This is a genomic window from Pseudomonas sp. P179, from assembly GCF_000478485.2.
Classification (GTDB): Bacteria; Pseudomonadota; Gammaproteobacteria; order Pseudomonadales; family Pseudomonadaceae; genus Pseudomonas; species Pseudomonas aeruginosa.
Genome location: NZ_KI517354.1, coordinates 1,057,618 through 1,084,205, shown reverse-complemented (window position 1 = coordinate 1,084,205; position 26,588 = coordinate 1,057,618). Strand labels below are relative to the sequence as shown.

At 68.5% G+C, this 26,588-nt stretch carries 17 protein-coding genes; 11 read left to right on the top strand and 6 right to left on the bottom strand.

Translation table 11 applies throughout. The features are described 5' to 3' along the window. Positions 1-12 precede the first annotated feature (12 nt). The 6 genes from HMPREF1224_RS17675 to HMPREF1224_RS17650 are packed head-to-tail and all read right to left on the bottom strand — an operon-like array spanning position 13 to position 6,833. Entirely contained in the window at positions 13-1,644 is a 1,632-nt protein-coding gene (locus HMPREF1224_RS17675) for a BatD family protein (RefSeq protein WP_003113945.1), read from the bottom strand. Next, positions 1,641-3,401: a VWA domain-containing protein gene (locus HMPREF1224_RS17670; protein ID WP_003119769.1), complete on the bottom strand. Its 1,761-nt coding sequence runs from the start codon at positions 3,399-3,401 to the stop codon at positions 1,641-1,643. Before HMPREF1224_RS17670 ends, HMPREF1224_RS17675 begins: the two co-directional genes overlap by 4 nt. Further along, entirely contained in the window at positions 3,398-4,420 is a 1,023-nt protein-coding gene (locus HMPREF1224_RS17665) for a vWA domain-containing protein (protein ID WP_010793216.1), read from the bottom strand. Before HMPREF1224_RS17665 ends, HMPREF1224_RS17670 begins: the two co-directional genes overlap by 4 nt. After that, positions 4,413-4,907 (bottom strand): DUF4381 domain-containing protein, encoded by a 495-nt coding sequence (locus HMPREF1224_RS17660; protein WP_003113947.1) that lies wholly within the window; start codon positions 4,905-4,907, stop codon positions 4,413-4,415. Before HMPREF1224_RS17660 ends, HMPREF1224_RS17665 begins: the two co-directional genes overlap by 8 nt. Continuing rightward, on the bottom strand, positions 4,904-5,842 hold the full coding sequence (locus HMPREF1224_RS17655) for a DUF58 domain-containing protein (protein ID WP_003091295.1): 939 nt from the start codon (positions 5,840-5,842) through the stop codon (positions 4,904-4,906). Before HMPREF1224_RS17655 ends, HMPREF1224_RS17660 begins: the two co-directional genes overlap by 4 nt. A gap of 10 nt (positions 5,843-5,852) precedes the next feature. Continuing rightward, positions 5,853-6,833, bottom strand: coding sequence for an AAA family ATPase (locus HMPREF1224_RS17650; protein WP_003103494.1), 981 nt, complete (start codon positions 6,831-6,833; stop codon positions 5,853-5,855). Positions 6,834-7,172: 339 nt separating this feature from the next. Here HMPREF1224_RS17650 and HMPREF1224_RS17645 point away from each other — a divergent pair, with 339 nt between their 5' ends. The 11 genes from HMPREF1224_RS17645 to pelF all read left to right on the top strand — a co-directional run bounded on the left by HMPREF1224_RS17645 (position 7,173) and on the right by pelF (position 26,588). Beyond that, entirely contained in the window at positions 7,173-7,943 is a 771-nt protein-coding gene (locus tag HMPREF1224_RS17645; protein ID WP_003091293.1) for a hypothetical protein, read from the top strand. A 272-nt stretch (positions 7,944-8,215) separates the two neighbouring features. Then, a complete protein-coding gene (gene gdhB / locus HMPREF1224_RS17640) occupies positions 8,216-13,078 on the top strand; it encodes an NAD-glutamate dehydrogenase GdhB (RefSeq protein ID WP_003103491.1) in 4,863 nt (1,620 codons plus the stop codon). A 147-nt stretch (positions 13,079-13,225) separates the two neighbouring features. After that, complete coding sequence (locus HMPREF1224_RS17635) at positions 13,226-13,669, top strand: MarR family winged helix-turn-helix transcriptional regulator (RefSeq protein ID WP_010793215.1); 444 nt, start codon at positions 13,226-13,228, stop codon at positions 13,667-13,669. A 42-nt stretch (positions 13,670-13,711) separates the two neighbouring features. Further along, positions 13,712-14,284 (top strand): cysteine hydrolase family protein, encoded by a 573-nt coding sequence (locus HMPREF1224_RS17630; RefSeq protein WP_003103486.1) that lies wholly within the window; start codon positions 13,712-13,714, stop codon positions 14,282-14,284. A 12-nt stretch (positions 14,285-14,296) separates the two neighbouring features. Continuing rightward, entirely contained in the window at positions 14,297-15,283 is a 987-nt protein-coding gene (locus HMPREF1224_RS17625) for an FUSC family protein (RefSeq protein ID WP_003116461.1), read from the top strand. Between the two features lie 481 nt (positions 15,284-15,764). Then, positions 15,765-18,611 (top strand): bifunctional glycoside hydrolase/polysaccharide deacetylase family protein, encoded by a 2,847-nt coding sequence (locus tag HMPREF1224_RS17620; protein WP_010793213.1) that lies wholly within the window; start codon positions 15,765-15,767, stop codon positions 18,609-18,611. Further along, the gene (locus HMPREF1224_RS17615) at positions 18,589-22,170 is read left to right on the top strand and encodes a tetratricopeptide repeat protein (protein ID WP_010793212.1); all 3,582 of its coding nucleotides are present in this window, start codon (positions 18,589-18,591) and stop codon (positions 22,168-22,170) included. Before HMPREF1224_RS17620 ends, HMPREF1224_RS17615 begins: the two co-directional genes overlap by 23 nt. A 39-nt stretch (positions 22,171-22,209) precedes the next feature. Beyond that, the gene (locus tag HMPREF1224_RS17610; RefSeq protein WP_003091288.1) at positions 22,210-22,728 is read left to right on the top strand and encodes a pellicle/biofilm biosynthesis outer membrane protein PelC; all 519 of its coding nucleotides are present in this window, start codon (positions 22,210-22,212) and stop codon (positions 22,726-22,728) included. A 5-nt stretch (positions 22,729-22,733) separates the two neighbouring features. Further along, complete coding sequence (locus tag HMPREF1224_RS17605; RefSeq protein ID WP_010793211.1) at positions 22,734-24,101, top strand: pellicle/biofilm biosynthesis GGDEF protein PelD; 1,368 nt, start codon at positions 22,734-22,736, stop codon at positions 24,099-24,101. Next, a complete protein-coding gene (locus tag HMPREF1224_RS17600) occupies positions 24,079-25,068 on the top strand; it encodes a tetratricopeptide repeat protein (RefSeq protein ID WP_003143628.1) in 990 nt (329 codons plus the stop codon). Before HMPREF1224_RS17605 ends, HMPREF1224_RS17600 begins: the two co-directional genes overlap by 23 nt. After that, positions 25,065-26,588, top strand: a complete 1,524-nt coding sequence (gene pelF / locus HMPREF1224_RS17595; protein WP_003103472.1) for a GT4 family glycosyltransferase PelF — start codon at positions 25,065-25,067, stop codon at positions 26,586-26,588. The genes HMPREF1224_RS17600 and pelF overlap by 4 nt, the downstream gene beginning before the upstream one ends.

Genomic DNA, 26,588 nt, shown 5'->3' with positions numbered 1-26,588 from the left:
CCATAGCGCCGTTCAGCGCGGATAGAGCGGTGGCAGGCCGCCATTGTCGACCGCTCCCGCCGGCGCTTGTTCCGTGGTGGGCAGGGCGCGGATCGCCCGCCACAGGTCCTCGCCCTGCCAGGAATGGCCGCTCTCGCTGTACAGCGCGCCGTTGAGGCCATCCAGGGCGTCGGACAGCGGTACGAAGCGGGCCGCCATGTCGGCCAGGGTATCGGGTTGCTGACGGGCCCAGGCGTCCAGGGCCTGGCGGGTCGCCTGGGGATCGTTGGCCAGGCAGGCGCGGCGCAGCTCGTCGAGCAGGCTGCGGCTGCTCGGGCCGTTGGCCGCGGCGCGGATCACCGCCGGCAGCTGGCGGGCGCGCCACCAGAGGCCGAAGCCGAGCAGGGTGGTCAGGGCCAGCACGGCGGTAGCCAGTTGCCAGGGCCAGAGCGTCGGCTCCAGGCGTTCGCCGAGCGGCAGCGCCGCCGCCGGCGGCTCCGCCTCGGCCTGCGGCGCGGCGGCCACTTCCAGGGTGCGCGGTGGCAGGCTGGTGCGCTCCAGGCGGTCTTCGCGGGTGTTCCACCAGACCACTTCGAGCGCCGGCAACTCGATGCGCCCGGCCTGCTCGGGCACCAGCGCCTCGCGCTCCTCGCGACTGCCGATGAGGCCCTGGTCGGTGCTCTGGTCGGCCAGCTGCGGTTGGTCCGGGTAGCGCCGCAGGCCTTGCACGTCGGGCAGCGGCAACGGCGGAAGCTGGGTGCCGGAAAGCCCCTCGACCTTCAGCAGCACGTTGCGCGTCAGCGATTCGCCGACCTGCGCCTGTTCCGGCTGCGGGCTCCAGCTTTCGCTGATGCTCAGCGCGCGGGCCGGCATCCAGGGCGCGTCGGCCGGATAGTCGGCAGGCTTGGGCCGGACCTGCAGCGGGATGCTCGGCGAAGTCACCCGCATCTGCCGACCGGGGCGCGGGCCGAAGGGGTTGTAGTCGTCGCTGCCACGGTCGACCAGGGTAGCGCTGAAGGCTTGCGCAGGAATCTCCAGGGTGCCGCTTTTCTGCGGGAAGATCGCGTAGCGCACCTCGATCACGCCGTGGCGGATGCCGTTGATCTCCTTCTCGTAGGTGCGCGCCTCGCCGAGCTGTTCGACCTTCGCGTCGTTCATCGCCAGCGGGGTCAGGCTGCTGTCGTCGTATAGCGACACCGAGTGGTAGATGCGCAGGGTGAGGATCGCCTGGGCCTGCACGTAGACCGTCTCCTGGTCGACGCTGGCATCGATGAAGACCGGCGCCAGCTTGCTGCTCTTGGCGCGGTCGCGCGCCTCCAGTACGTGCAGCCTGATCGGCTGGGTGCTGCTGGCGCCGAGGCTGATCGGCGGGATCGCCACGTAGCCGCTCTGCTTCGGCAGGAGGGTGACGATCCAGCGGGTGGTGGCCTGGGCCCGGCCGTTCTGCGTGGCGAGACGGTTGACCTGGCGCGTGCCGAGGACCTCGAAGAGGGCGTCCAGCGGGCTCAGGTCGGGTTTGCCGAAGAGGGTCGGGTCGTCCGATTCCAGCGTCAGTTCGACGCTTTCCCCTTCGGTCAGGCGGGCGCGGTCGACGCTGGCGCTGAAGCTGGCATGGGCGGAGACGCAGAGGAGCGCGAGAAGCAGGCTGCAGAACAGGCGGATCATGGCGTGGCTTCCTGGCGTTGCTGCTGTTGGTACCAGAACTTGCGCCGCAGCAATTCGGCGGGATCGTCGGGAATCTGTCGCAGCCATTGCTCGAGGGCCTGGCGACGTTCGTCGTCGAGTCCGTCGTCGGCTTCCTCGTCGCCCGTCCGCTCGTCCTCGGCGTTGGGCTGCGGCTGCGCTTGGCCGGGTGCTCCGGCGGTCTTCTCGCCTTCGTCTTCCGGCAGGCTGGTCGAGGGCGCCGCGGCCTGGGCCTTCTGCGCATCGACGGTCGCCGCGTCGCGCGGCGGCCGCTGGCTGCTTCCGGATGGCGGGCTCTGCTGGCTCGCTTCCTGGCGCTGTTCCTTGTTCTCGCCGGCCTGCTGCTGCGCCGCCTGTTCCTGGCGTTGGCGCAGCAGTTCCTCGACCAGGGCCTTGTTGCGTTGCGCGGCGACCAGTTGCGGCTGGCGCTCCAGGGCTTGTTCGTAGGCGTCGACGGCGGCTTCCAGTTCGCCCTGGCGGGCCAGGGCGTTGCCACGGTTGTAGTGATCGTCGGCCTGGTCGCCCTGGGCGAAGGCCTGGGCCGCGGCTGCGTAGTCGCGGGCCTGGTAGAGCGACAGGCCTTTCCAGCGGAAGTCCTCGAAGCGCTTCGCCGCCTCGTCCGCCTGGCCCCGTTGCAACAGGCGCTGGCCTTGCTGGTCCGGACGCAGCCAGAGGTCTTCGAACTGGAAGGCCATGGCCGGTTGCGGCAGGCTCAGCATCAACAGCGGCAGGCAGAACAGCCAGCCGCGCCGTCCGGCACAGGCGGCCAGCAGGAGCAGCGGCAGGAGCAGCCAGTAACCCTGGTCGGCCCAGCGCTGCAGGCGCAGCAGGGCGTTCTCGCGATCTTCCTCCAGCGTGCCGCCGCGGGCCAGCAGGCCGAGGCTGTCGAGGTCGCGGTCGTTCGGCCGCAGGCGCTGGTAGCCGGCGCCGATCTCCGCGGCGAAGCGGCGCAGCCCGCTTTCGTCGAGCCTGGGCAGGAGGATGCCGCCCTGGTCGTCCTTGAGGAAGCTGCCATCCTCCTGCTGCACCGGAGCGCCCTTCGGCGTGCCGACGCCGAGCACGGCGAGGCGCGCCGCCCGGTGCTCGAGGGCGCTGCGGATGCCCTGGCGCTCGGGTTCGCTCAGCTCGCTGGTCAGCAGCAGCAGGCGGCCGCGGCCCTGGGCGCCCTGTTCCAGCAGGTCGAGGGCCTGGCGCACGGCGAGGTCGGCGCGCTGGCCGGGCTCGGGCATGATCGAAGGTTTCAGGGCGTCGAGCAGGTTGCGCGCGGTGAGCTGGTCGTCCGACAGCGGCACCAGGGTATGCGCGCTGCCGGCGTAGACGACGATCGCGGTCTGCGCGTCGTTGCGCGTGCGAAGCAGGTCGAGCAGCTTGCGCCGGGCCTGCTCCAGGCGGGTCGGCGACAGGTCGCCGGCAAGCATCCCGGGAGTCAGCTGGAGGATCGCCACCAGCGGGTCGCTACGCTTCATCGAGGGCTGTTCCAGTTGCTGCCAACTGGGCCCGAGCAAGGCCAGCAGGGCCAGCAGCCAGGCGATGCCGAGGCAGATCCAGGGCATGCGGTTCTGCCGCCCGGCGCCGCCGACCAGCAGCCAGGGCTGGAAGGCCGTCGGCAACAGCAATTGCCAGCGTCCGGCACGACGCTGGCGATGCAGCAGCTTCCACAGCAACCAGCCAAGCAGCGGCGCCAGCAGCAGCCAGTAGGGGCGCAGCCAGTGCGGCCAGGCGTCCAGCAACAGGTTCATGGTTGCCTCCCGGAACGGCGGCGCGGCCAGGTCCGGTTTTCCCGTGGCCAGAGTTCCAGCGCCACCAGCAGCACACTCAGGCCGAGGGCGGCGGCCAGCGGCCAACTGTACAGCGCCAGGGCCGGGCGCGCCCGGGTAGTCTGCTGGGCGACCGGTTCGAGGCGGTCGAGGGTCGCGGAAATGCTTTCCAGCTCGGCGCTGGATCGCGCGCGGAAGTATTCGCCGCCAGTGCTCTCGGCGATACCGCGCAGGGTCGGCTCGTCGAGATCGAGCCCCGGGTTGAAGCCGAACAGGCCGGGCACGCCGCCTTGCTGCGGGTCGGCGCCGATGCCGATGGTGTAGATCTTCACCTGTTGCTCGGCGGCCAGTTGCGCGGCGATCTGCGGGGCTATCTGTCCGCCGGTGTTGGCGCCGTCGGTGATCAGCACCAGCACCCGGCTTTCCGCAGGCCGCTGGCGCAGGCGCTTGACCGCCAGGCCGATGGCGTCGCCGATCGCCGTGTTCTTGCCGGCGATGCCGATCTGCGCCTCGTCCAGCCAGACCCGCACGGTGTGCCGGTCGAAGGTCAGCGGCGCCTGCAGGTAGGCCTGGCTGCCGAACAGGATCAGGCCGACGCGGTCGCCACGACGGTCTTCGATGAAGTCGCCGAAGAGTTTCTTGATCAGTTCCAGGCGGCTGATCTCGTCTTCCTGCCAGCGCATGTCGCGGTAGTCCATGGAGCCGGAGACATCCACCGCGAGCAGCAGGTCGCGGCCGCTGGCGGGTAGCGGCAGGGGGGCGCCGACCCACTGCGGGCGGGCCGCGGCGAGCAGCAGGAGGAACCAGAGCAGGGCGAAGCGCACCTGCTGCCGCCAGGCCGGCAGGCGTGCGCGGGCGCGACGCCCGGCGAGGCTTTCGAGTTCGTCGAGGAAGCTCACCTTGAGCGCCGCCTCGCCGCTGTCGGCGGCCGGCAGCACCAGGCGCAGCAGCCAGGGCAACGGGGCGAGGGCGAAGACCCAGGGCCAGGCGAACTCAAACATGCTTGCGAATCCAGGTGGCGACGGCGGCGTCGAGGCCGTCCACGGCCTTGTCGTCGAGGGTGCAGTCGGCGCGGTAGCCGCCTTCCACCAGGATCATCCAGCGGGTCAGGCCGGCGGCCGGGCAACGGTTGTCGAGGAACGCCAGCCAGGCGCGGCCGCTGAGGGCGTGGCTGCCGCTATCTGGCCAGCGCGCCCTGCAGACCCGCTTGAGCAGGCCGTTGATGGCCTGCAGCCAGGGCCCGGCGGAAGCCCTGCCGTAGGGCTTGGCAAGCGCGGCCAGTTCGGCCAGGGCCGCTTCGCGCAGCGGATCCAGCGGCGCTTCGCCGCGGGTGGCGATGGTGCGCCGCGGCAGGTGCCGGCGCAGTCGCCAGAGCCCCCAGCCGAGCAACGGCAGCAGGGCGGCCAGCAGCCACCAGCCGGGCGCTGGCGGCCACCAGCCGACGGGCAGGGGGGCGATCAGCGGTTCCAGCCGGTCGAGCGGATTCATGCGCGATACCCCGGCTGGTGTTGTTCCAGCAGGTCCCGCAACTGCTCCACCAGGTCTTCCTGGGTCGACAGCGGCAGCAGCGGCACGCCCAGTCGCTGGGCCAGCCGCTGCCAGCGCGCGCGGCGCGCCTCGGCCAGTTCGCGATAGGCCTGGCGCAGCTCGTCGGCGTGGGTGTCCAGCTCGAGGTCGGCGGCGCCTTCGCGGAAGCGCAGCAGTCCGGCGGCGGGAAGGGCATGGTCGAGCGGGTCGGACAGCGGCAGCAGCACCAGGTCGGTATGGCGTGCGATCAGGCTGAGTTGCTGCTCGGCGACGTCATTGAGTGTCCGCTCGTCGCACAGCACCAGGATCAGGCTGCCCGGGCGCAGCACTTCGCGGGCGCGGCGCAGGGCCAGGCCGAACAGTTCGCCAGGCCGCTCGGCCGGCGTCTCGCGCAGCTCGCGATTGGCCCGCAATAGCTGGTTGAACAGTTGCAGCAGGCTGTGCTTGCTGCGTCGCGGCTTGATTTCGTGGCAGTCGCGGTCGCTGAATACCAGGCCGCCGATACGGTCGTTGTGGGCCAGCGCCGACCAGCCGATGAAGGCCGCCGCGCGTGCCGCCAGCACCGCCTTGAAGCACAGGCCGGAGCCGAAGAACAGGCGCTGGCTCTGTTCGACCAGGACGAACACCGGTCGCTCGCGTTCCTCGTGGAACAGCTTGGTGTGCGGCTCGCGGGTGCGCGCGGTGACGCGCCAGTCGATGGTCCGTACGTCGTCGCCGGGCTGGTAGATGCGCACCTGGTCGAAGTCCACGCCGCGTCCGCGCAGGCGCGAGTGATGCAGGCCGACCAGTGGGCTGCGGCGGTTCTGCGAGGAGAACAGGCGCGCTTCGTGGAGCCGGTGGCGCATTTCCAGAAGCTCGTCGAGGCCCAGTTCGACGCCCGGGGCGGCGCTCAGCATGGCGGCGGCCTCAGGCCACGGCGACCACGTCGAGGATGCGCTGCACGACCCGGTCCTGGTCGATGCCGGCGGCTTCCGCCTCGAAGGTCAGGATCAGGCGATGGCGCAGCACGTCGAACAGCACCGCCTGGATGTCCTCGGGGCTGACGAAGTCGCGTCCGGCCAGCCAGGCGTGGGCGCGCGCGCAGCGGTCGAGGGCGATGGAGCCGCGCGGGCTGGCGCCGTAGGAGATCCATTCGGCGAGTTCCGCGTCGTGCTTGGCCGGGGTGCGGGTGGCCATGATCAGTTGCACCAGGTATTCCTCCACCGCGTCGGCCATGTACAGGCCGAGGATTTCCTGGCGCGCGGCGAAGATGGTTTCCTGGGTCACCCGGCGCTCCGGCCGGGCCTCGCCGTTCAGTGCCTCGCCACGCGCCTGCTGGAGGATGCGGCGTTCCACCGAGGCCTCCGGGTAGCCGATCTTGACGTGCATGAGGAAGCGGTCGAGCTGGGCTTCCGGCAACGGGTAGGTACCTTCCTGCTCGATCGGGTTCTGTGTCGCCATCACCAGGAACAGCTGTGGCAGGTCGTAGGTGCTGCGGCCGACCGAAACCTGGCGCTCGGCCATGGCTTCGAGCAGCGCCGATTGCACCTTGGCCGGGGCGCGGTTGATCTCGTCGGCCAGCACCAGGTGATGGAAGATCGGGCCTTGCTGGAACACGAAGGTGCCGGTCTCCGGACGGTAGATTTCGGTGCCGGTGATGTCGGCGGGGAGCAGGTCGGGAGTGAACTGGATACGGTGGAACTCGGCTTCGAGGCCTTCGGCGAGGTCCTTGATGGCCTTGGTCTTGGCCAGTCCCGGCGCGCCTTCCACCAGCAGGTGGCCGTCGGCTAGCAGCGCGATCAGCAGGCGGTCGACGAGTTTTTCCTGGCCGAGGATCTGGCTCGACAGGTAGCCCTTCAGTCCCTGCAGGGCGCTCTTGTGCTGCGTGCTTTCTGGCTCGTTGCTCATTGTCTGGACTACCGGTTCCAAGGCCTGCTGGGGTGTCGCTCGGTGGCGCACGGCGAGGCCGGCGCGCGCGGGCGGGGAGAAGGCTCCGCTCTGCGGCGGATGACGCCCCCCGATCCCGCACATGTTAGCGCACGGCGACTGCCTAGCGTACTCTCCGACGCTCGTGCCGCGCCTATTCGTGAACCCGCGCGGGTATGCCGGTGAAAAGCCTCCGCCTCTCGCCGTGACCTGCCTCGCGAAGCGCGGCGGATCGACGCGCCCGGGGAACTTCGCCGGTTCAGGCGGGTCGGTTTCCGCGATGCGAACAGCGAATGGACAGAGCGTTTGTCAGGAGCGACATTGCCGGGGCTTGCCCGGCGCAAGGGGGAGGGCCGCGCCCGGCGTGGGTGGCGGCGCTGGGTCGGTGGGCTGCTGTTGCTGCTCGGCGCGCTCGCCAGCGGATGTTCGAACGCGCCGCGCAACGCCGCCGGCGAGGACACTAGCCAGGGTTCGATGCGCGCTGGCGAATTCCTCCAGACCGATGCCGATCGCATGGCCACCCTGGCCATGCGCGACAACCTGCAAAGCCTCTACCAGTTGCTCTGGAAGCTGTACAAGCGCAATCCCGCCGAATGGAAGAAGACCGGCCTGCCGAGCCAGGCCGACGCCGAGCTGGCGATCCGCCGGGCCATCGAGCAGAACCGCGAACTTAGCGACCTGGGCGGCCGCCGCGACATCGCCGCACTGTCCTACTCCCTCGATCCGGCGTTCAAGGGCGACCGCGTCGGTGCCTTCATCTACTCCCTGGCCAGCATGCTGATCACCGCCCATGGCGGGCGCACCGAGTTCTACGTCTACCAGGGGATCGACGCGCAGTACGTCTACAACGCCGCGCGCAACGTCGAGGTCGCCACCTGGATGCTGGCTACCCGCAAGGACGACAAGGGTGCCCCGTTGCTGCTTTCCAACGCCCTCACCGACGACGCCAGCAACCTCAGCTACGCCCGCGAGTTCGCCAAGATCGTCGCGCGCCTGGACCTGCTCGCCGAGGTGCTCGGCGAACGCTACCGGCGGATCAGCGTGAACTACGCCCAGGGACTGCTGTTCATGCATTTCCTGCCGGTGCAGTGAGCCGATGCTCCCGGGGTGAACGAATATGTCGCAGCACGGTAAGTGTTTTGCCTTGCCGGCTCGTTAAGCTCTGTCGGATATGACCGGCGGGTCGCTCGCCGAAAAGGGCGGTTCCCGGTCAGCCTTTGCTGTGCGCCTGCCTGCCTGGATTAATGCTCAGCTTCTGCTGAACTTCATGGACGCAGCGAGGGTCGGTCCGAAGGTGCGTTGCTCGCGACCTTTCCCGCGAACCGCTCGCCTCCATGAAATAACAAGCCAAGCGGAGTACAACCATGGCGTTCTTCACCGCGGCCAGCAAAGCCGATTTCCAGCATCAACTGCAGACGGCACTGGCGCAGCACCTCGGCGACAAGGCGTTACCACAAGTCACGCTGTTCGCCGAACAGTTCTTCAGCCTGATCTCCCTCGATGAACTGACCCAGCGTCGGCTTTCCGACCTGGTCGGTTGCACCCTTTCCGCCTGGCGCCTGCTGGAGCGCTTCGACCGCGACCAGCCCGAAGTCCGCGTATACAACCCCGACTACGAGAAGCACGGCTGGCAATCCACCCACACCGCGGTAGAAGTGCTGCACCCGGACCTGCCGTTCCTGGTCGACTCGGTGCGCATGGAACTGAACCGTCGCGGCTACAGCATCCATACCCTGCAGACCAACGTCCTCAGCGTGCGCCGCTCGGCCAAGGGCGAGCTGAAGGAAATCCTGCCCAAGGGTAGCCAGGGCAAGGACGTCAGCCAGGAATCGCTGATGTACCTGGAGATCGACCGTTGCGCCCACGCCGGCGAACTGCGGGCGCTGGAGAAGGCCATCCTGGAAGTGCTCGGTGAAGTACGCGTGACCGTCGCCGACTTCGAACCGATGAAGGCCAAGGCCCGCGAACTGCTGACCTGGCTTGGCAAGGCCAAGCTGAAGGTGCCGGCGGAGGAACTGAAGGAAGTACGCAGCTATCTCGAATGGCTGCTGGACAACCACTTCACCTTCCTCGGCTACGAGGAATTCAGCGTCGCCGACGAGGCCGACGGCGGGCGCATGGTCTACGACGAGAAATCCTTCCTCGGCCTGACCCGTCTGCTGCGTGCCGGCCTGAGCAAGGATGACCTGCACATCGAGGACTATGCCGTCGCCTACCTGCGCGAACCGGTCCTGCTGTCCTTCGCCAAGGCTGCCCATCCGAGCCGTGTGCACCGCCCGGCCTACCCGGACTACGTGTCGATCCGCGAGCTGGACGGCAAGGGCCGGGTGATCCGCGAGTGCCGCTTCATGGGCCTGTTCACCTCCTCGGTGTACAACGAGAGCGTCAACGACATCCCCTTCATCCGCGGCAAGGTCGCCGAAGTGATGCGGCGCTCCGGTTTCGACACCAAGGCCCACCTCGGCAAGGAACTGGCCCAGGTGCTGGAAGTACTGCCGCGCGACGACCTGTTCCAGACCCCGGTGGACGAGCTGTTCAGCACCGCCCTGGCGATCGTCCGCATCCAGGAGCGCAACAAGATCCGCGTGTTCCTGCGCAAGGACCCCTACGGTCGCTTCTGCTACTGCCTGGCCTACGTGCCGCGCGACGTGTATTCCACCGAGACGCGCCTGAAGATCCAGCAGGTCCTGATGGAGCGCCTGCAGGCGAGCGACTGCGAGTTCTGGACCTTCTTCTCCGAGTCGGTGCTGGCCCGCGTGCAGTTCATCCTCCGCGTCGACCCGAAGTCGCGCATCGACATCGACCCGGCGCGCCTGGAGGAAGAAGTGATCCAGGCCTGCCGTTCCTGGCAGGACGACTACAGCAGCCTGGTGGTGGAAAACCTCGGCGAGGCCAAGGGCACCAACGTCCTGGCCGACTTCCCGAAAGGCTTCCCGGCCGGCTACCGCGAGCGCTTCGCCCCGCACTTCGCGGTGGTCGACCTGCAGCACCTGCTCAGCCTCTCCGAGCAGCGCCCGCTGGTGATGAGCTTCTACCAGCCGCTGGCGCAGGGCGAGCAGCAACTGCACTGCAAGCTGTACCACGCCGACACCCCGCTGGCCCTGTCCGACGTCCTGCCGATCCTGGAGAACCTCGGCCTGCGCGTGCTCGGCGAATTCCCCTACCGCCTGCGCCACCAGAACGGCCGCGAATACTGGATCCACGACTTCGCCTTCACCTACGCCGAAGGGCTGGACGTGGACATCCAGCAGCTCAACGAGATCCTCCAGGACGCCTTCGTCCACATCGTCAGCGGCGACGCCGAGAACGATGCCTTCAACCGCCTGGTGCTGACCGCCAACCTGCCGTGGCGCGACGTCGCCCTGCTGCGTGCCTACGCGCGTTACCTGAAGCAGATCCGCCTGGGCTTCGACCTCGGCTACATCGCCAGTGCGCTGAATGCCCACACCGACATCGCCCGCGAGCTGGTGCGGCTGTTCAAGACCCGCTTCTACCTGGCGCGCAAACTCACCGCGGAAGACCTGGAAGACAAGCAACAGAAGCTGGAGCAGGCGATCCTCGGTGCCCTCGACGAAGTCCAGGTGCTCAACGAGGACCGCATCCTGCGGCGCTACCTCGACCTGATCAAGGCGACCCTGCGGACCAACTTCTACCAGCCCGACGGCAACGGCCAGAACAAGAGCTACTTCAGCTTCAAGTTCAACCCGAAGGCCATTCCGGAGCTGCCCAGGCCGGTGCCCAAGTACGAGATCTTCGTCTACTCGCCGCGCGTCGAGGGCGTGCACCTGCGCGGCGGCAAGGTGGCTCGCGGCGGCTTGCGCTGGTCGGACCGCGAGGAAGACTTCCGCACCGAGGTGCTCGGCCTGGTCAAGGCCCAGCAGGTGAAGAACGCGGTGATCGTGCCGGTCGGCGCCAAGGGCGGCTTCGTCCCGCGCCGCCTGCCGCTTGGCGGTAGCCGCGACGAGATCCAGGCCGAGGCGATCGCCTGCTACCGGATCTTCATTTCCGGCCTGCTCGATATCACCGACAACCTCAAGGAAGGCGAAGTGGTGCCGCCGGCCAACGTGGTCCGCCACGACGAGGACGATCCTTACCTGGTGGTCGCCGCGGACAAGGGCACGGCGACCTTCTCCGACATCGCCAACGGCATCGCCGCCGAGTACGGCTTCTGGCTCGGCGACGCCTTCGCCTCGGGCGGCTCCGCCGGCTACGACCACAAGGGCATGGGGATTACCGCCAAGGGCGCCTGGGTCAGCGTGCAACGGCACTTCCGCGAGCGCGGCATCGACGTGCAGAAGGACAACATCAGCGTCATCGGCATCGGCGACATGGCCGGCGACGTGTTCGGCAACGGCCTGCTGATGTCGGACAAGCTGCAACTGGTGGCCGCCTTCAACCACATGCATATCTTCATCGACCCGAACCCGGACGCCGCCAGCAGCTTCGTCGAGCGCCAGCGCCTGTTCAACCTGCCGCGTTCGAGCTGGGCCGACTACGACGCCAAGCTGATCTCCGCCGGCGGCGGGATCTTCCTGCGCAGCGCCAAGAGCATCGCCATCACCCCGGAAATGAAGGCGCGCTTCGACATCCAGGCCGACAGGCTGGCGCCCACCGAGCTGATCCATGCGCTGCTCAAGGCGCCGGTCGACCTGCTCTGGAACGGCGGGATCGGCACCTACGTGAAGTCGAGCAAGGAAACCCACGCCGATGTCGGCGACAAGGCCAACGACGGTCTGCGCGTCGACGGCCGCGAGCTGCGCGCGAAGGTGGTGGGCGAGGGCGGCAACCTGGGCATGACCCAACTGGCGCGGGTCGAGTTCGGCCTGCACGGCGGTGCCAACAACACCGACTTCATCGACAACGCCGGTGGCGTGGACTGCTCCGACCATGAGGTCAACATCAAGATCCTGCTCAACGAAGTGGTGCAGGCCGGCGACATGACCGAGAAGCAGCGCAACGCGCTGCTGGTGAAGATGACCGACGCGGTCGGCGCCCTGGTGCTGGGCAACAACTACAAGCAGACCCAGGCGCTGTCCCTGGCGCAACGTCGCGCCCGCGAGCGGATCGCCGAGTACAAGCGGCTGATGGGCGACCTCGAGGCGCGTGGCAAGCTCGATCGCGCCCTGGAGTTCCTGCCTTCCGACGAGGAGCTGGCGGAACGCATCAGTGCCGGCCAGGGGCTGACCCGCGCCGAGCTGTCGGTGCTGATCTCCTACAGCAAGATCGACCTCAAGGAATCGCTGCTGAAATCGCTGGTGCCGGACGACGACTACCTGACCCGCGACATGGAGACCGCCTTCCCGGCATTGCTGGCGGAGAAGTTCGGCGACGCCATGCGCCGCCATCGCCTGAAGCGCGAGATCGTCAGCACGCAGATCGCCAACGACCTGGTCAACCACATGGGCATCACCTTCGTGCAGCGCCTGAAGGAGTCCACCGGCATGAGCGCGGCCAACGTCGCCGGGGCCTACGTGATCGTCCGCGACGTGTTCCACCTGCCGCACTGGTTCCGCCAGATCGAGAACCTCGACTACCAGGTGCCCGCTGATATCCAGCTGACCCTGATGGACGAACTGATGCGTCTCGGTCGCCGCGCCACCCGCTGGTTCCTCCGCAGCCGCCGCAACGAGCTGGACGCGGCGCGCGACGTGGCCCACTTCGGCCCGCGCATCGCCGCCCTCGGCCTGAAGCTCAACGAGCTGCTCGAAGGGCCGACCCGCGAGCTGTGGCAGGCGCGCTACCAGACCTACGTCGACGCCGGCGTGCCGGAACTGCTGGCACGCATGGTGGCCGGTACCAGCCACTTGTACACGCTGCTGCCGATCATCGAGGCGTCCGACGTGACCGGCCAGGACACCGCGGAAGTGGCCAAGGCCTATTTCGCCGTGGGCAGCGCGCTGGACCTGACCTGGTACCTGCAACAGATCACCAACCTGCCGGTGGAGAACAACTGGCAGGCGCTGGCCCGCGAGGCGTTCCGCGACGACCTCGACTGGCAGCAGCGGGCGATCACCGTCTCGGTGTTGCAGATGCAGGACGGACCGAAGGAGGTCGAGGCTCGCGTCGGCCTGTGGCTGGAACAGCACCTGCCGCTGGTCGAGCGCTGGCGGGCGATGCTGGTCGAACTGCGTGCCGCGTCGGGTACCGACTACGCCATGTACGCCGTGGCCAACCGCGAGCTGATGGACCTGGCGCAGAGCAGCCAGCACGGTGTCTGCATCCCCTGATGCGACCGGACTGACGGCAAGCAAGAGCCCCGCCCTAGTGCGGGGCTCTTTCATTTCAGCTGTCGTGCCGTCGGTCGGGTCCCATGGCGGTCGGCGTTGGATGTGTTATTTTGCTATGAAAATATAGCTATGATTATGTAGATAAATATGCCCACCAACCAGTATCTCCAACTGGCAGCGCATCTGCGCAGCCAGGTCACCACCCTGACCCGCCGCCTGCGTCGCGAGGCGCAGGCCGATCCGGTGCAATTCTCGCAACTGGTCGTGCTTGGCGCGATCGACCGCCTTGGCGGCGACGTCACACCTTCCGAGCTGGCCGCCGCCGAGCGGATGCGCTCGTCGAATCTGGCCGCGCTGCTGCGCGAACTGGAACGCGGAGGGCTGATCGTCCGTCACGCCGATCCGCAAGATGGGCGCAGAACCCGCGTGTCGCTGAGCTCGGAGGGCCGGCGAAATCTCTACGGCAACCGCGCCAAGCGCGAAGAATGGCTGGTGCGTGCCATGCACGCCTGTCTCGACGAGAGCGAGCGCGCCCTGCTGGCGGCGGCCGGTCCGTTGCTGACACGCCTGGCGCAATTCGAGGAGCCCTGAATCCAGGGCTTTGGGTTCCGGCAGATGGAAGAGGAGTTCCCGATGAACACAGCACTGATCGGTCTCGACTACATCGTCGATATCATGCATCCCGACGGTAGGATTGCCCGCTGTGCAGAACAGGCCGCCTTGCGTGGCGTGGTCGCGCGTTTCAACCGCGCTCTCGCCGTCGCCGAGCAGCGTGGCTGGCTGCGGATCGCGGTGAGGGTGGGCTTCGAGCCCGGCTATCCGGACCTGCCGGAACATTCGCCGATCTTCGCTGCCGCGCAGGCACTCGGCGCTCTCGACCTCTGCGGGCGCGGTTGCGCATTTCATCCTGACCTGAAGCGGGATGCCGTGCAGATGGAAGTGCTCAAGCCGCGCATCAGCGCCTTCTATGCCACGCGCCTGGAGGCCGTGTTGCGGGCGAGGCGGATCGAGCGACTGGTGCTCGCCGGTGTCAGTACGACCTGGGCTGTGCAGGCCGCCGCGCGCGATGCGCACGATCGCGACTACCAAGTGCTGGTGTTGGAGGAGGCCTGCGCGGCGGCCAGCGACGAGGAGCACCGGCGCTCCATCGAGGTCCTGGGCGGCATCGCGCGGATCGTCACGCTCGACCAGTTGGCAGCGCTCTAGGCGGCGCGTCGTGTGTGCGCCTCGCTGACACGCCTGTTCGACGGCCGCGCCATGGGGCGCGCGCTCGCCGTGTCGCTGCCGCTGTTCGTGCTCTACAGCGCCAGCGGCGATGCCAACTGGCTGCTGGCGAATATCGCGACGATCTCCGTGGCGGTCGTCGTCGAGCGGGTCGGTAGCGCACCGCTCGCGGCGCTCGGCCAGGGGGTGGCGATCATCCTCGGCTTTCTCGGCCTGTCGTTCGCGCTCGCCTGGGGAGCGGCGTTTGCCATCGCTTGCGCAGCGCTCGCCGCTGCTGCTGTCGCGCTATCCGGCCTGGATACGCGCTTGCGCACGCTGGGCAATTTCGTCTTTATTCCTGTGCTCTATCTGGCCTGCGAGGTTGCCGCGACGCACCGCACTGCGCTGTCCCTGGTGCCGTATCTCGTCGTCGCGACGCTACCATCGGTGGCGCTCGCCGGTGTCGATACCTTGCGCCACGCAGCGCTCGCACGCCGTTACGGCACCCTGCTGCGCTGGCGTGGGGCGCACTTGACGGGCCACGCGGCCGCGCATGACGAGCTGCTCCAGGCTGTGTTGGCGGTCACACTCGCCGTAGCCTGCAGCGCGACCTTGGTAGCGTGGCGGCACATCGAATACGGCCAGTGGGCGATCTGGTCGTCCGCCAGCGTGGTTACCGGCAATGCCGCCAGCGCGCACCTGAAGCTGCGCGATCGCGGGCTTGGCGCGCTGCTCGGCGTACCGCTCGGCCTCGCGGTAGGGGCCGCTCTACCGCATGTTCTATTGGTCCACACCTTGGCGACTCTTGCCTCGGTCCTCACCCTCGTCGGATTCCGTCACTACGCGACAGGCTTTGCCGCGCGTTGCGCGTGCATCGCCTGCGCCTCCTGGGCGATTCAGCAGTCGCCCCTGGTCGCCTCGCTGCGGGTCGCCGAAGTACTGGCGGGTGGGGCGATAGGCGTCGCCTCGGTGTGGCTGGTGCGGTTCCTCGCACGCAACTGAAGGCGGTGCGACCGCACGCGCGTGCGCCAAATGCCCGGCGCCTTTCGTTGGCCGGAAAAGACAACCTGTTTCACGGATTTAATAAATATTTAGTTATTAGCGAACGGCATCTACCGAACCGATGGGTCTAGACGAAGTGACTTCCGGGGGCTTCCGGAGGGCCGTCGACTTTCCTGATGAAGTGCGTGAAACCTGGGCTTTCCACTTTTCCACACCGGTGTCTCGGGAAGCGCGGAGTTGACCTGCAAAGCGTCACGGGCAGGCAAAAGGACACCATGGCGTCATGTATGCGCCTAAAAATTGACAGTTTCCGCTTAAAAATTTAGCAATTAGCATATTTAGTCATTAGATTGACGTTAATCGCCTGCGGCTGCTTTGGCTGTGCCCGCACTGCCAGGGATTCGACGTTGCCACCGGAAACCGCATCCATGCTTCCGACCTGCCGCTTCGGTCGGTATCGACCCTGCCGCGTAGGCTGGGCATGCGGTTCAGCAAGAAAGGAATCGCCGTGCTGCGTCTGCCGTCCCGCCGTAACACCCTTCGACCCATCGAGCGCCCGCTCGCCTGGCTTGCCGGCCTGGCGCTGGCGCTTTGTGCCGGCACTGCCGCAGGGGCTGCCGGCGGGCCGTCCAGCGTGGCGTTCTGGTACGCCGAGCGGCCGCCGCTGGCCGAGCTTTCCCAGTTCGACTGGGTGGTGCTCGAAGCGGCGCACCTCAAGCCGGCCGATGTCGGGTATCTGAAAGAGCAGGGCAGCACGCCCTTCGCCTATCTGTCGGTCGGCGAGTTCGACGGCGACGCCGCCGCCATCGCCGACAGCGGCCTGGCCCAGGGCAAGAGCGCGGTCCGCAACCAAGCCTGGAACAGCCAGGTAATGGACCTCGCCGCGCCGAGCTGGCGGGCGCACCTGCTCAAGCGCGCCGCGGAGCTGCGCAAACAGGGCTACGCCGGCCTGTTCCTCGATACCCTGGACAGCTTCCAGCTACAGGCCGAGGAGCGCCGCGAGGGCCAGCGCCGGGCGCTGGCCAGTTTCCTCGCCCAGCTGCATCGCCAGGAGCCGGGCCTCAAGCTGTTTTTCAATCGCGGTTTCGAAGTGCTGCCGGAGTTGCCCGGCGTCGCGTCGGCGGTGGCCGTGGAGTCGATCCATGCCGGTTGGGACGCCGCTGCCGGGCAATACCGCGAGGTGCCCCAGGACGATCGCGATTGGCTGAAGGGTCACCTGGATGCCCTGCGCGCCCAGGGCATGCCCATCGTCGCCATCGACTACCTGCCGCCGGAGCGGCGCGACGAGGCGCGCGCGCTCGCTGCGCGCCTGCGTAGCGAAGGCTACGTGCCGTTCGTCAGCACCCCGGCGCTGGACTACCTGGGGGTGAGCGACGTCGAGGTGCAACCGCGGCGCATCGCGCTGCTCTACGATCCGCGCGAGGGCGACCTGACCCTGAGCCCCGGCCACGTCTACCTCGGCGGCCTGCTCGAATACCTCGGTTATCGGGTCGACTACCTGCCCACCGACCAGCCGCTGCCCGAACGTCCGCTGAGCGGTATCTACGCGGGGGTAGTCACCTGGATGACCAGTGGACCGCCGCTGGCCAGCGACGCCTTCGACAACTGGATCGCTGCACGTCTCGACGAAAAGGTGCCGGTGGCGTTCCTCGCCGGCCTGCCCACAGAGAACGACGGCCTGTTGCAGCGCCTGGGTATTCGCCGGCTGTCGCAGAAGCTCAAGGTCAAGCCGAGCACCGAGACCCACGACCAGGCGCTGCTGGGCGCCTTCGAAGCGCCGCTGGTGATCCGGGTCCGCGACCTGCCGGCGCTCACCGTACTCGACCCGGCGCGGGTGGCCCCGGCGCTCAAGCTCAAGGGCGACGGCAAGGAGTACGTGCCGGTGGCGACCGCCGACTGGGGCGGCTTCGCCCTGGCGCCCTATGTGCTGGAGGAGGGTAGCGAGCACCGGCGCTGGATCCTCGATCCGTTCGCCTTCCTGCGCAAGGCCTTGCGCCTTGCGCCGCTGCCGAGTCCCGACGCGACCACCGAGAATGGCCGGCGCATCGCCACCGTGCACATCGATGGCGACGGCTTCGTCTCCCGTGCCGAGGTGCCCGGCAGTCCCTATGCCGGCCAGCAGGTGCTGGAGGACTTCATCAAGCCCTATCCGTTCCTCACCTCGGTCTCGGTGATCGAAGGCGAGGTCGGGCCGAAGGGCATGTACCCGCACCTGGCCAGGGAGCTGGAGCCGATCGCCCGGCGCATCTTCGCCGACGACAAGGTCGAGGTCGCCAGCCATACCTTCAGCCATCCGTTCTTCTGGCAGCCGCAACTGGCCGAGCAGGGCGAGAACTTCGAGGCCCAGTATGGCTACAAGATGGCCATCCCGGGCTACGACAAGGTCGACTTCGTACGCGAGGTGATCGGCGCCCGCGACTACATCGAGCAGCGCCTGACCACCCCGCGGAAGCCGGTGAAGATGATCTTCTGGTCCGGCGACGCGCTGCCCGACGCCGCCACCATCAAGCTCGCCTACGACGCCGGGCTGATGAACGTCAACGGCGGCAATACCGCGCTGACCCGGGCCTTTCCCTCGCTGACCGGACTCTACCCGCTGATCCGGCCCACCCGCGGCGGCGTGCAGTACTACGCGCCGATCATCAACGAGAACGTCTACACCAATCTCTGGCAGGGGCCGTACTACGGCTTCCGCGGCGTCATCGATACCTTCGCCCTGACCGACAGCCCGCGCCGCCTGCGCGGCCTGCACCTGTACTACCACTTCTATTCGGGGACCAAGCAGGCCTCGATCCGCACCATGCACCAGATCTACGCGGCGATGCAGGCGGAGCATCCGTTGTCGCTGTGGATGAGCGACTACATCCCGCGCCTGGAAGGCCTGCATCGCGCCAGCCTGGCCAAGCGTGCCGATGGCAGCTGGCAGTTGCGCGGCTTCGCCGCCTTGCGCACGGTGCGCCTGGACCCGGCGCTGGGTTGGCCGGACCTCGCTCGCTCCACGGGAGTCGCGGGCGTGCGCGACCTGCCCCAGGGGCGCTATGTGCACCTGAGTGCGGCGAATGCGCGCCTGGTCCTGCGCGACAGCCGCGATCCGCGGCCGGCGCTGGAGGAGGCCAACCTGCCGCTGAAGCACTGGCGCTACCGCGACGATGGCCGCGTCGAGTTCGCCTTCGCCGGGCACCTGCCATTGCGCCTGGTGGTGCGCGCGGCGGGCGATTGCCGGCTGAGTGCGGCCGGCAAGGCCTTCCCGGGAAAGGCCGGCAACGGCCTGTGGACGTTCGAGTTGCCGATGGAGCAGGTGCGCGATGGCCAACTCGTCTGCCGCTGACAAGCATCCCCAGGCGCGCCTGCTGAATCCCTGGGCCCTGCTGCCGGTCGCTCTCGGGGTGGCGCTGGTGCTGTGGCTGACCTTCAACAGCGAAGAAGTATTCATGCCCAGCGGCGATGGCGAGCCCGACGCGGTCTCGGTGAACTACGCCGAACTGCTGTTGCAGGCGCACCCGGAGAACGACGCGCTGCGCCTGACCCTGATCGACCTGCTGGTCAAGCTCGGCGACTTCGAGCAGGCGCGTCATCACCTCGCCCGTCTGCGCGGCAAGGACCGCCTGGCAACGCCGTTCTACGAGGTGGAACTGGACATCCTTGGCGCCCTGGCCAGGCCCGAGGGCATGGATGAGGAGCAGACGCGCCGATTGCTGGAGCGCCTGCGCAAGATCGAGCATGTTTCGTTGAACGACGCCATGCTCGAACGACTTGCCCGTCATGCCCTGGCCCTGGACGCGCCGGACCTGGCGGCGCGGACCTTTGCCGAACTGGCCGGCCGCGACCCGCAGGGCCGGCAGCGCTGGCTGGACGAGGCGGCGCGCTGGTACCTGGCTTCCGGCGAGCCGCTGCCGGCGGCGGACATCCAGCGGCAACTGGCCGAAGCGCAAACCGAGCCGGCGAAGCGCCTGGCCTATCTGCGCCAGGCCTTCGCCAGCCTGCTCGCTGGCGAGCGCGGCGAACAGGCGGCGTTGTTGCTGGACGAGCGGCTGGACGCCTTGCCGGAGGATGAATCGACCCTGGCCTGGCTCGCCGAGGGCGTACGCGCCGCCGAAGGCAGCCAGCGCTACGACCTGGCCGAACGCTTCATCCGGCGCTGGCGCGAATTGCGCCCCGAGGACCATGAGGCGCTGGCCGCCGACCTGCGCCTGAACATGGCCGCCGGGCGGATCGAGCGGGCCTGGGAGGTCGGCCAGGAGCTGCTGGCCCTGCGCCCGGAGGACAGGACGCTGCTGGCCGATCTCGCGCGCCTTGGCGAATGGACCGGCAACGGCCCGCGGGCGCTGGGCCTGTGGAAGCAACTGCTGGCCGGCGCCGATGACCCGGCCCTGCGCGAGCATGCCTGGCGCCTGTCGCTGCAGATGTTCGATTTCGACAGCGCCATCGAGCTGCTGGCGCCCATCGGTGCGCAGCGACAGATGACCGACGAGGAACTCGATGCGCTGGTCTACAGCCATGAAACCCGCGGCACGCCGGAAGAGGGCGAGGCATGGCTGCGCGGCTACGTGCAGCGTTATCCGAAACAGCGCCTGGCCTGGCAGCGCTTGCAACAGATTCTCGAACACACCCAGCAGTTGCAGGAAGAGACCGGGGTCTGGGCGCGGATGGCCCGGCATTTCCCGCTGAGTGTCAAGGAACGCATGCAGTGGGCGGAAACCCACTGGAACCTGTTCGATCCGCGCCAGGCCTGGAAGGTCCTCGCCGGCGTGGATACCCGCGCGATCCGCGAGCCGGAGTTCTGGCGCCTGCGCGCGGCGCTGGCCTGGGCCCTGGAGCAGGACGACGATGCCCGCGCCGCCTACGAGCGCATGCTGGCCCTGGACATCCGCCTGAACAGCAGCGACGAGGACCAGTTGATCGCCCTGTACCGGGACAGCAATCCGAAGCAGGCCTTGCAGGTGCTTATCGGCAGTTGGCAGCGCAGCCGCGATCCGCGGCGCCTGGCCAGCGCCCTGCAACTGGCGGAGAACCTCCACGACTGGCCGGCCCTGAAGAGCCTGCTGGCCGAGGCCGAAGGCCTGCCGGAAGCGCAGGGCAGCCCCTATTACTGGGTGGCCAGGGCGCGGCTGGCGGAACAGGAAGGCCATGGCGACGTCGCCGAGCGTCTGTACCGGGAAGCCCTGGTGCGTTTCCCCGGCGAGAACCTGGTGCGCGAACGCCTGCTCTGGTTCTACATCGACCGTGGCCGTCGCGACAGCCTGGCGCCCCTGTTGGCGCAGTGGCATGGCCTGGCGCTGCGGGACAGCACGCTGTGGCTGCCGTTCGCCAGCGCCAGCCTGCTGCTCGAGCGTAACGACCAGGCGCTGGCCTGGTTCCGCCTGTACCTCAAGTCCAATCCCAACGACTGGCTGGTGCAGGCCGCCTACGCCGACGCACTGGATGCCAGCGGCTACCAGGACAAGGCCCTGCGCCTGCGCCGACTACTGCTCCGGCGGCTCGACCGCGAGGCGGTCAGGGCCACCCCGGACAGCTTCGCCGCCTACCTGCGCCTGCTCGCCGTGGCCCAGGGGCCGCTGCTCGCCCAGGGCGAGGCGCGGCGGGCCTGGAATGGTGAGCCGGCGATGCTGCAGCTGTGGTTCGAGCAGTTCCTCGACCAGCTCGCCGCCACCAACCAGGAGCCGCTGAAGGATGACTGGCTGGCCTGGGCGCGCGGCCGGGGCCTGAAGATCGGGCGCAACGAAGAGATCCAGGCCGCCCTGCGCAGCCAGAATCGCGCCGCCCTGCAACGCCTGCTGGAGCGCGGCGAGCTGGATCCGGCGCAGCGGGTCGAGGCGCTGGTGCGTCTCGGCCATGGCGGCGAAGCGCTGGGCGAGGCCCTGGGCGCACTGGGCGACGGCCACTCGCGCGACAACCGCGAGCAGCTGCGGCGGCAGGCGGCGGAAATCCTCGAACGCACTCCCCAGGGCCTGCAACTGGGTTGGAACAAGCGCGACTTCGGCGGTCTCGACTTCAAGGGGCCGACGCTGCGCGCGGCGCGCCACCTCGGCGACGACTGGTACGCCGATCTCGAACTGGGCAGTGGCCGCTATCACGGCGATGCGCTGGATAGCTCGCTCCTCGGTAGCGAACGCAACGCCAGGCTGACGTTGCGGCGCGAACTGGCCGATGGCTTCGCCGCGGCGACGCTCGATGGCAGCTGGCGCGACGACGAGGACCGCCACGGCCTGGGCCTGCTGCGCAATTGGCGGCTGAGCTCGCGCGACGAACTGGAAGCGGGCCTCGACTGGCACCGCGAGACCGACGAGACCGGCCTGATGCGAGCCCTCGGCATGCGCGACAGCCTACGGCTCGGCGGCCGCCACACCCTCAGCGGGCGCGACCAGTTGAGCTGGTCGCTGGCGCACAACCGCTTCTCCACCCGCCAGGGCGACGACCTCGGCAACGGCGAGGCGCTGTCCCTGGAATGGGCCCACACACTGTTCTTCGACGGCCCGGCCTGGCAACTGCGCGGCGGCATCGACTACCAGCGCAATCGCCTGGAGAACCGCGTGCCGGACGACCTGCTGGCGGCCCATGGCGGTGCGCTGGCGCTCGATGGCGCGCGCAGCCAGGACCTGCTGCAGGACCGCTATGGCCAGGTCTACCTCGGCAGCACCTGGCGCCGTGGCTTCCCTGGCGCGCTGAACCGCAGCCGTCCGCAATACACCTGGATCGTCGACACCCTGGCCGGCTGGCAGTGGACAGAGAAGGAGTTCAACTACGGCATCGATCTCGGCATCGGCATGGAGCTGCTGGGCGACGACGAACTGGCGTTCACCTTCGGCTACCAGTCGGCTCCCCAGGGCGGCGGCGGCGATGCCGGCGGCACGCTCGGGGTGACCTACAGCACGCGCTTCGGCCGCTGAACGCGGCCCGGATACGGAATTCAACAGGAGGAACACAACATGCAATCCATCCGCTGCCTGGCTCTCGCGGCCGTCGCCCTGTTCATGGCGGGCTGCTCCAGCTTCACCAGCGAAAGCGCTACGCCGCTGGCGCGCGGCGCGCAGTGGGGCCTGGTGCCGCTGCTCAATTACTCCCAGGCGCCGCAGGCCGGCGAGCGTGCCGAGCAGATCCTGCTCAGCGTGCTGGCCGAGGAGGGCGTGCGGCCGCGCCTGTACCCGGCGCAGCCGCAAGGCGACCTGCAACTGGTCGACGACCGCGAGCGCCAGCAGCGCGCGCTGGACTGGGCACGCCAGCAGAAGCTGGCCTACGTGGTCACCGGCAGCGTCGAGGAGTGGCAGTACAAGAACGGCCTGGACGGCGAGCCGGCGGTGGGCGTCAGCCTGCAGGTGCTGGAGCCGGCCTCCGGGCGGGTGCTCTGGAGCACCAGCGGGGCGCGCGCCGGCTGGTCCCGGGAAAGCCTGGCGGGCGCCGCGCAGAAAGTCCTGCGCGAGCTGGTCGGCGACCTGCGGCTCGAGTGACGGCGATGTCCGCGCACAAGGATTTCGCCCTCGCACCGCGCGCCAGCGGCAGCGTCTCCTGGGTCGAGACGCTGGTCATCAGCGTGCTCGCGCTGGGCCTGGGCTGGTGGTTCAGCCCGGACGACCCGCTGCAGGTCAACGCCACCTTTCCCTGGGTGATCCTCGCGCCCCTGTTGCTGGGCATGCGCTACGGCTTCGTCCGCGGGTTGGCCAGCGCAGCGCTGCTGGTGGCGGCGCTGTTCGCGTTTCGCGTCCAGGGCGTCGAGGCCTATGCCCAGGTACCGGCGGCCTTCATCGTCGGCGTGCTGCTCTGCGCCATGTTGGTGGGCGAGTTCCGCGACATCTGGGAACGCCGCCTGGAGCGCCTGGAGCTGGCGAACGAGTACCGTCAGTTGCGCCTCGACGAATTCACCCGCGCCCATCACATCCTGCGCATCTCCCACGATCGCCTGGAACAGCGGGTCGCCGGCAACGACCAGAGCCTGCGCAGTTCGCTGCTCGGTCTGCGACAACTGCTGCGCGAGCTGCCGGGCGATGAGGCACCGCTCGATGCGCTGGCGGAAACCGTGCTGGCGCTGCTGGCCCAGTACGGTTCGCTGCGCATCGCCGGACTCTACCGGGTGCGCCACGACCGCACCCCGGAGCCGCAACCCTTGGCGACGCTCGGCGAGATGCCGGCGCTGGACGCCGACGATCTGCTGGTGCGCACCTGCCTGGAGCGCGGCGAACTGGTCAGCGTGCGCCAGGAACTGCTGGAGCGCGGCGAGCAGCGTGCGCACAGCGCGCTGCAGGTGTGCGTGCCGCTGGTCGACACCGATGGGCGGATCCTCGCCCTGCTGGCGGTGGAGCAGATGCCGTTCTTCGTCTTCAACGAACGTACCTTCAGCCTGCTGGCGATCCTCGCCGGGCACATCGCCGACTTGCTGCAGAGCGACCGTCGCGCACTGCAACTGGCCGACATCGACGCCCAGCGCTTCTCCCAGTACCTCAAGCGCTCCCTGCTGGACGCCCGCGACCATGGGTTGCCGGCCTGCCTGTATGCCTTCGAGTTGACCGATGCGCGCTACGGCGAAGAGGTCCAGCGTCTGCTGGAAGGCAGCCAGCGTGGCCTCGACGTGCAGTTGCGACTGCGCAACGACGAGGGCCGGCGGGTCCTGCTGGTGTTGTTGCCGCTGACTTCCGCCGAAGGCTCCCAGGGGTATCTGCAGCGCCTGAGGATTCTCTTCGCCGAACGCTTCGGCCAGGCCCGCGAGCTGGAGTCGCTGGGCGTGCGCATCCGCCAGTACGAACTGGACGCCGGCAACGATCGGCAGGCGCTGGGACATTTCCTTTTCAACGAGTGCGGCCTGAATGATCAGCAAGTGGCTGTTTAGCGGCGCCTTCCTGTTCGAGCTGAGCAGTTGGGCGAGCGTCTTCGCCGACCTGCCGTTCGGCCAGGCGCTGGCGCTCTACCTGTTCGCCCACGGCCTGGGCAGCGCCCTGCTGTGCGTCGGCGTATGGCTGCTGCTGCCGCGGCGCTACAAGTTCCCGCTGCCGTGGAGCCCGCTGTTCCTCTTCAGCCTGGCCTTCTTCGTGCCGCTGATCGGAGCGGTCGGCGTCGCTGCGGCGGTATTCCCGGCGCTGTACCTGCCGCGCCAGCGTGGCGAGCAGGCCTGGCAGGCGATGGGCGTCCCCGAGCTGCCGTTCCGGCCGAAGGAAAAGCGCCTCGACATGATGTTCAGCGACGGCGGCCTGCAGGACGTCCTGCGCCATGCGCCGGACCCGAACCAGCGGCTCACGGCGATCTTCGCCACCCGGCGGATGCCCGGCAAGGAAGCGATCCCGATCCTCAAGCTGGCCCTGCGCGACCCTGCCGACGACGTCCGCCTGCTGGCCTACTCGATGCTCGACCAGAAGGAAAGCCGGATCAACCAGCGCATCGAGGCCGCCCTAGGCCGCCTCGCCGGCGCCACGCCGGCGCGACGCGGCGCGTTGCACGGGACCCTGGCGCGCTGGTACTGGGAACTGGCCTACCTGGGGTTGGCCCAGGGCAGCGTGCTGGAGCACATCCTCGAGCAGGCGCGCGAGCATACCGACCAGGCGCTGCGCGGCACACCCTCGGCCGACCTGCATCTGCTGGCCGGGCGCATCGCCCTCGAACAAGGCCGCCTGGAGGATGCCGGACGCGCCCTCCAGGCCGCCGAGGAGGCGGGAATCGATAGCGCCCAGCTGGCGCCGTTCCGCGCCGAGGTGGCGTTCTTCCAGCGGCGCTACCGGGACATCCCCCGGCTTCTCGCCGGAATGCCCGACGACATGCTGCAACGGCCGCCCTTCGCGGCCCTGGCGAGATACTGGACATGACCGAACACACCGCTCCGACGGCGCCCGTCGCCGATGTCTGCCTGCTGCTGGAGGGCACCTGGCCCTATGTCCGCGGCGGCGTCTCCAGCTGGGTCAACCAGTTGATCCTCGGTCTCCCCGACCTGACCTTCTCGGTGTTCTTCATCGGCGGCCAGAAGGATGCCTACGGCAAGCGCCACTACCCGATCCCGGACAATGTGCTGCACATCGAGGAACACTTCCTGGAAACCGCCTGGAGTTCGCCGAACCCGCAGACGCGACAGGGCAGTAGCGAGACCGAAAAGGCGTTGCGCGATCTGCACCGTTTCTTCCACTACCCGGAGACGCCGGACGTGGAGGAGGGCGACGCGCTGCTCGACCTGCTCGCCGAGGGCCGCATCGGCCGCGAGGACTTTCTCCACAGCAAGGCCAGTTGGGAGGCGATCACCGCAGGCTACGAGCGCTATTGCACCGATCCGTCCTTCGTCAATTACTTCTGGACCCTGCGCTCGATGCAGGCGCCGGTGTTCATGCTCGCCGAGGCGGCCCGGCGGATGCCGCGGGCGCGCATGCTGCACTCGATCTCCACCGGCTACGCCGGCCTGCTGGGCTGCATCCTGCAACGTCGCTGGGGCTGCCGCTACCTGCTCAGCGAGCACGGCATCTACACCAAGGAGCGCAAGATCGACCTGGCCCAGGCCAACTGGATCGCGGAGAACCCCGACGAGCAGCTGAGTACCGGACTGGATGCCGAGGTCAGCTACATCCGTCGCTTGTGGATCCGCTTCTTCGAGCGTGTCGGCCTGCTCACCTATCGCGCCGCCAATCCGATCGTCGCCCTCTACGAAGGCAACCGCCAGCGCCAGGTACTCGATGGCGCCGAGCCACGGCGCACCCGGGTGATCCCCAACGGCATCGACCTCGATGCCTGGGCCGGCGCCCTCGAACGGCGGCCGCCGGGGATTCCGCCGGTGGTCGGGCTGGTCGGCCGGGTAGTGCCGATCAAGGACGTGAAGACCTTCATCCGCGCCATGCGCGGGGTGGTCAGCGCGATGCCGGAGGCGGAGGGCTGGATCGTCGGTCCGGAGGAGGAAGACCCGGACTATGCCAGCGAATGCCGCAGCCTGGTGGCCAGCCTCGGCCTGCAGGACAAGGTGAAGTTCCTCGGTTTCCGTCGGATCGGCGAGGTCCTGCCGCAACTCGGCCTGATGGTCCTCACCTCGATCAGCGAAGCGCAGCCGCTGGTGATCCTCGAGGCCTGGGCTGCCGGCGCCCCGGTGGTGAGCAGCGACGTCGGCTCCTGCCGCGAACTGATCGAAGGCGCCGACGCCGAAGATCGCGCCCTGGGCCGCGCCGGGGAGGTGGTGGCGATCGCCGACCCGCAGGCCACTTCGCGGGCGATCCTCGCCCTGCTGCGCAATCCGCAGCGCTGGCAGGCGGCCCAGGCGGTCGGCCTGCAACGGGTCGAACGCTACTACACCGAGGCGCTGATGCTCGGACGTTACCGCGGGCTGTACCGCGAAGCCACGGAGATTGCATGA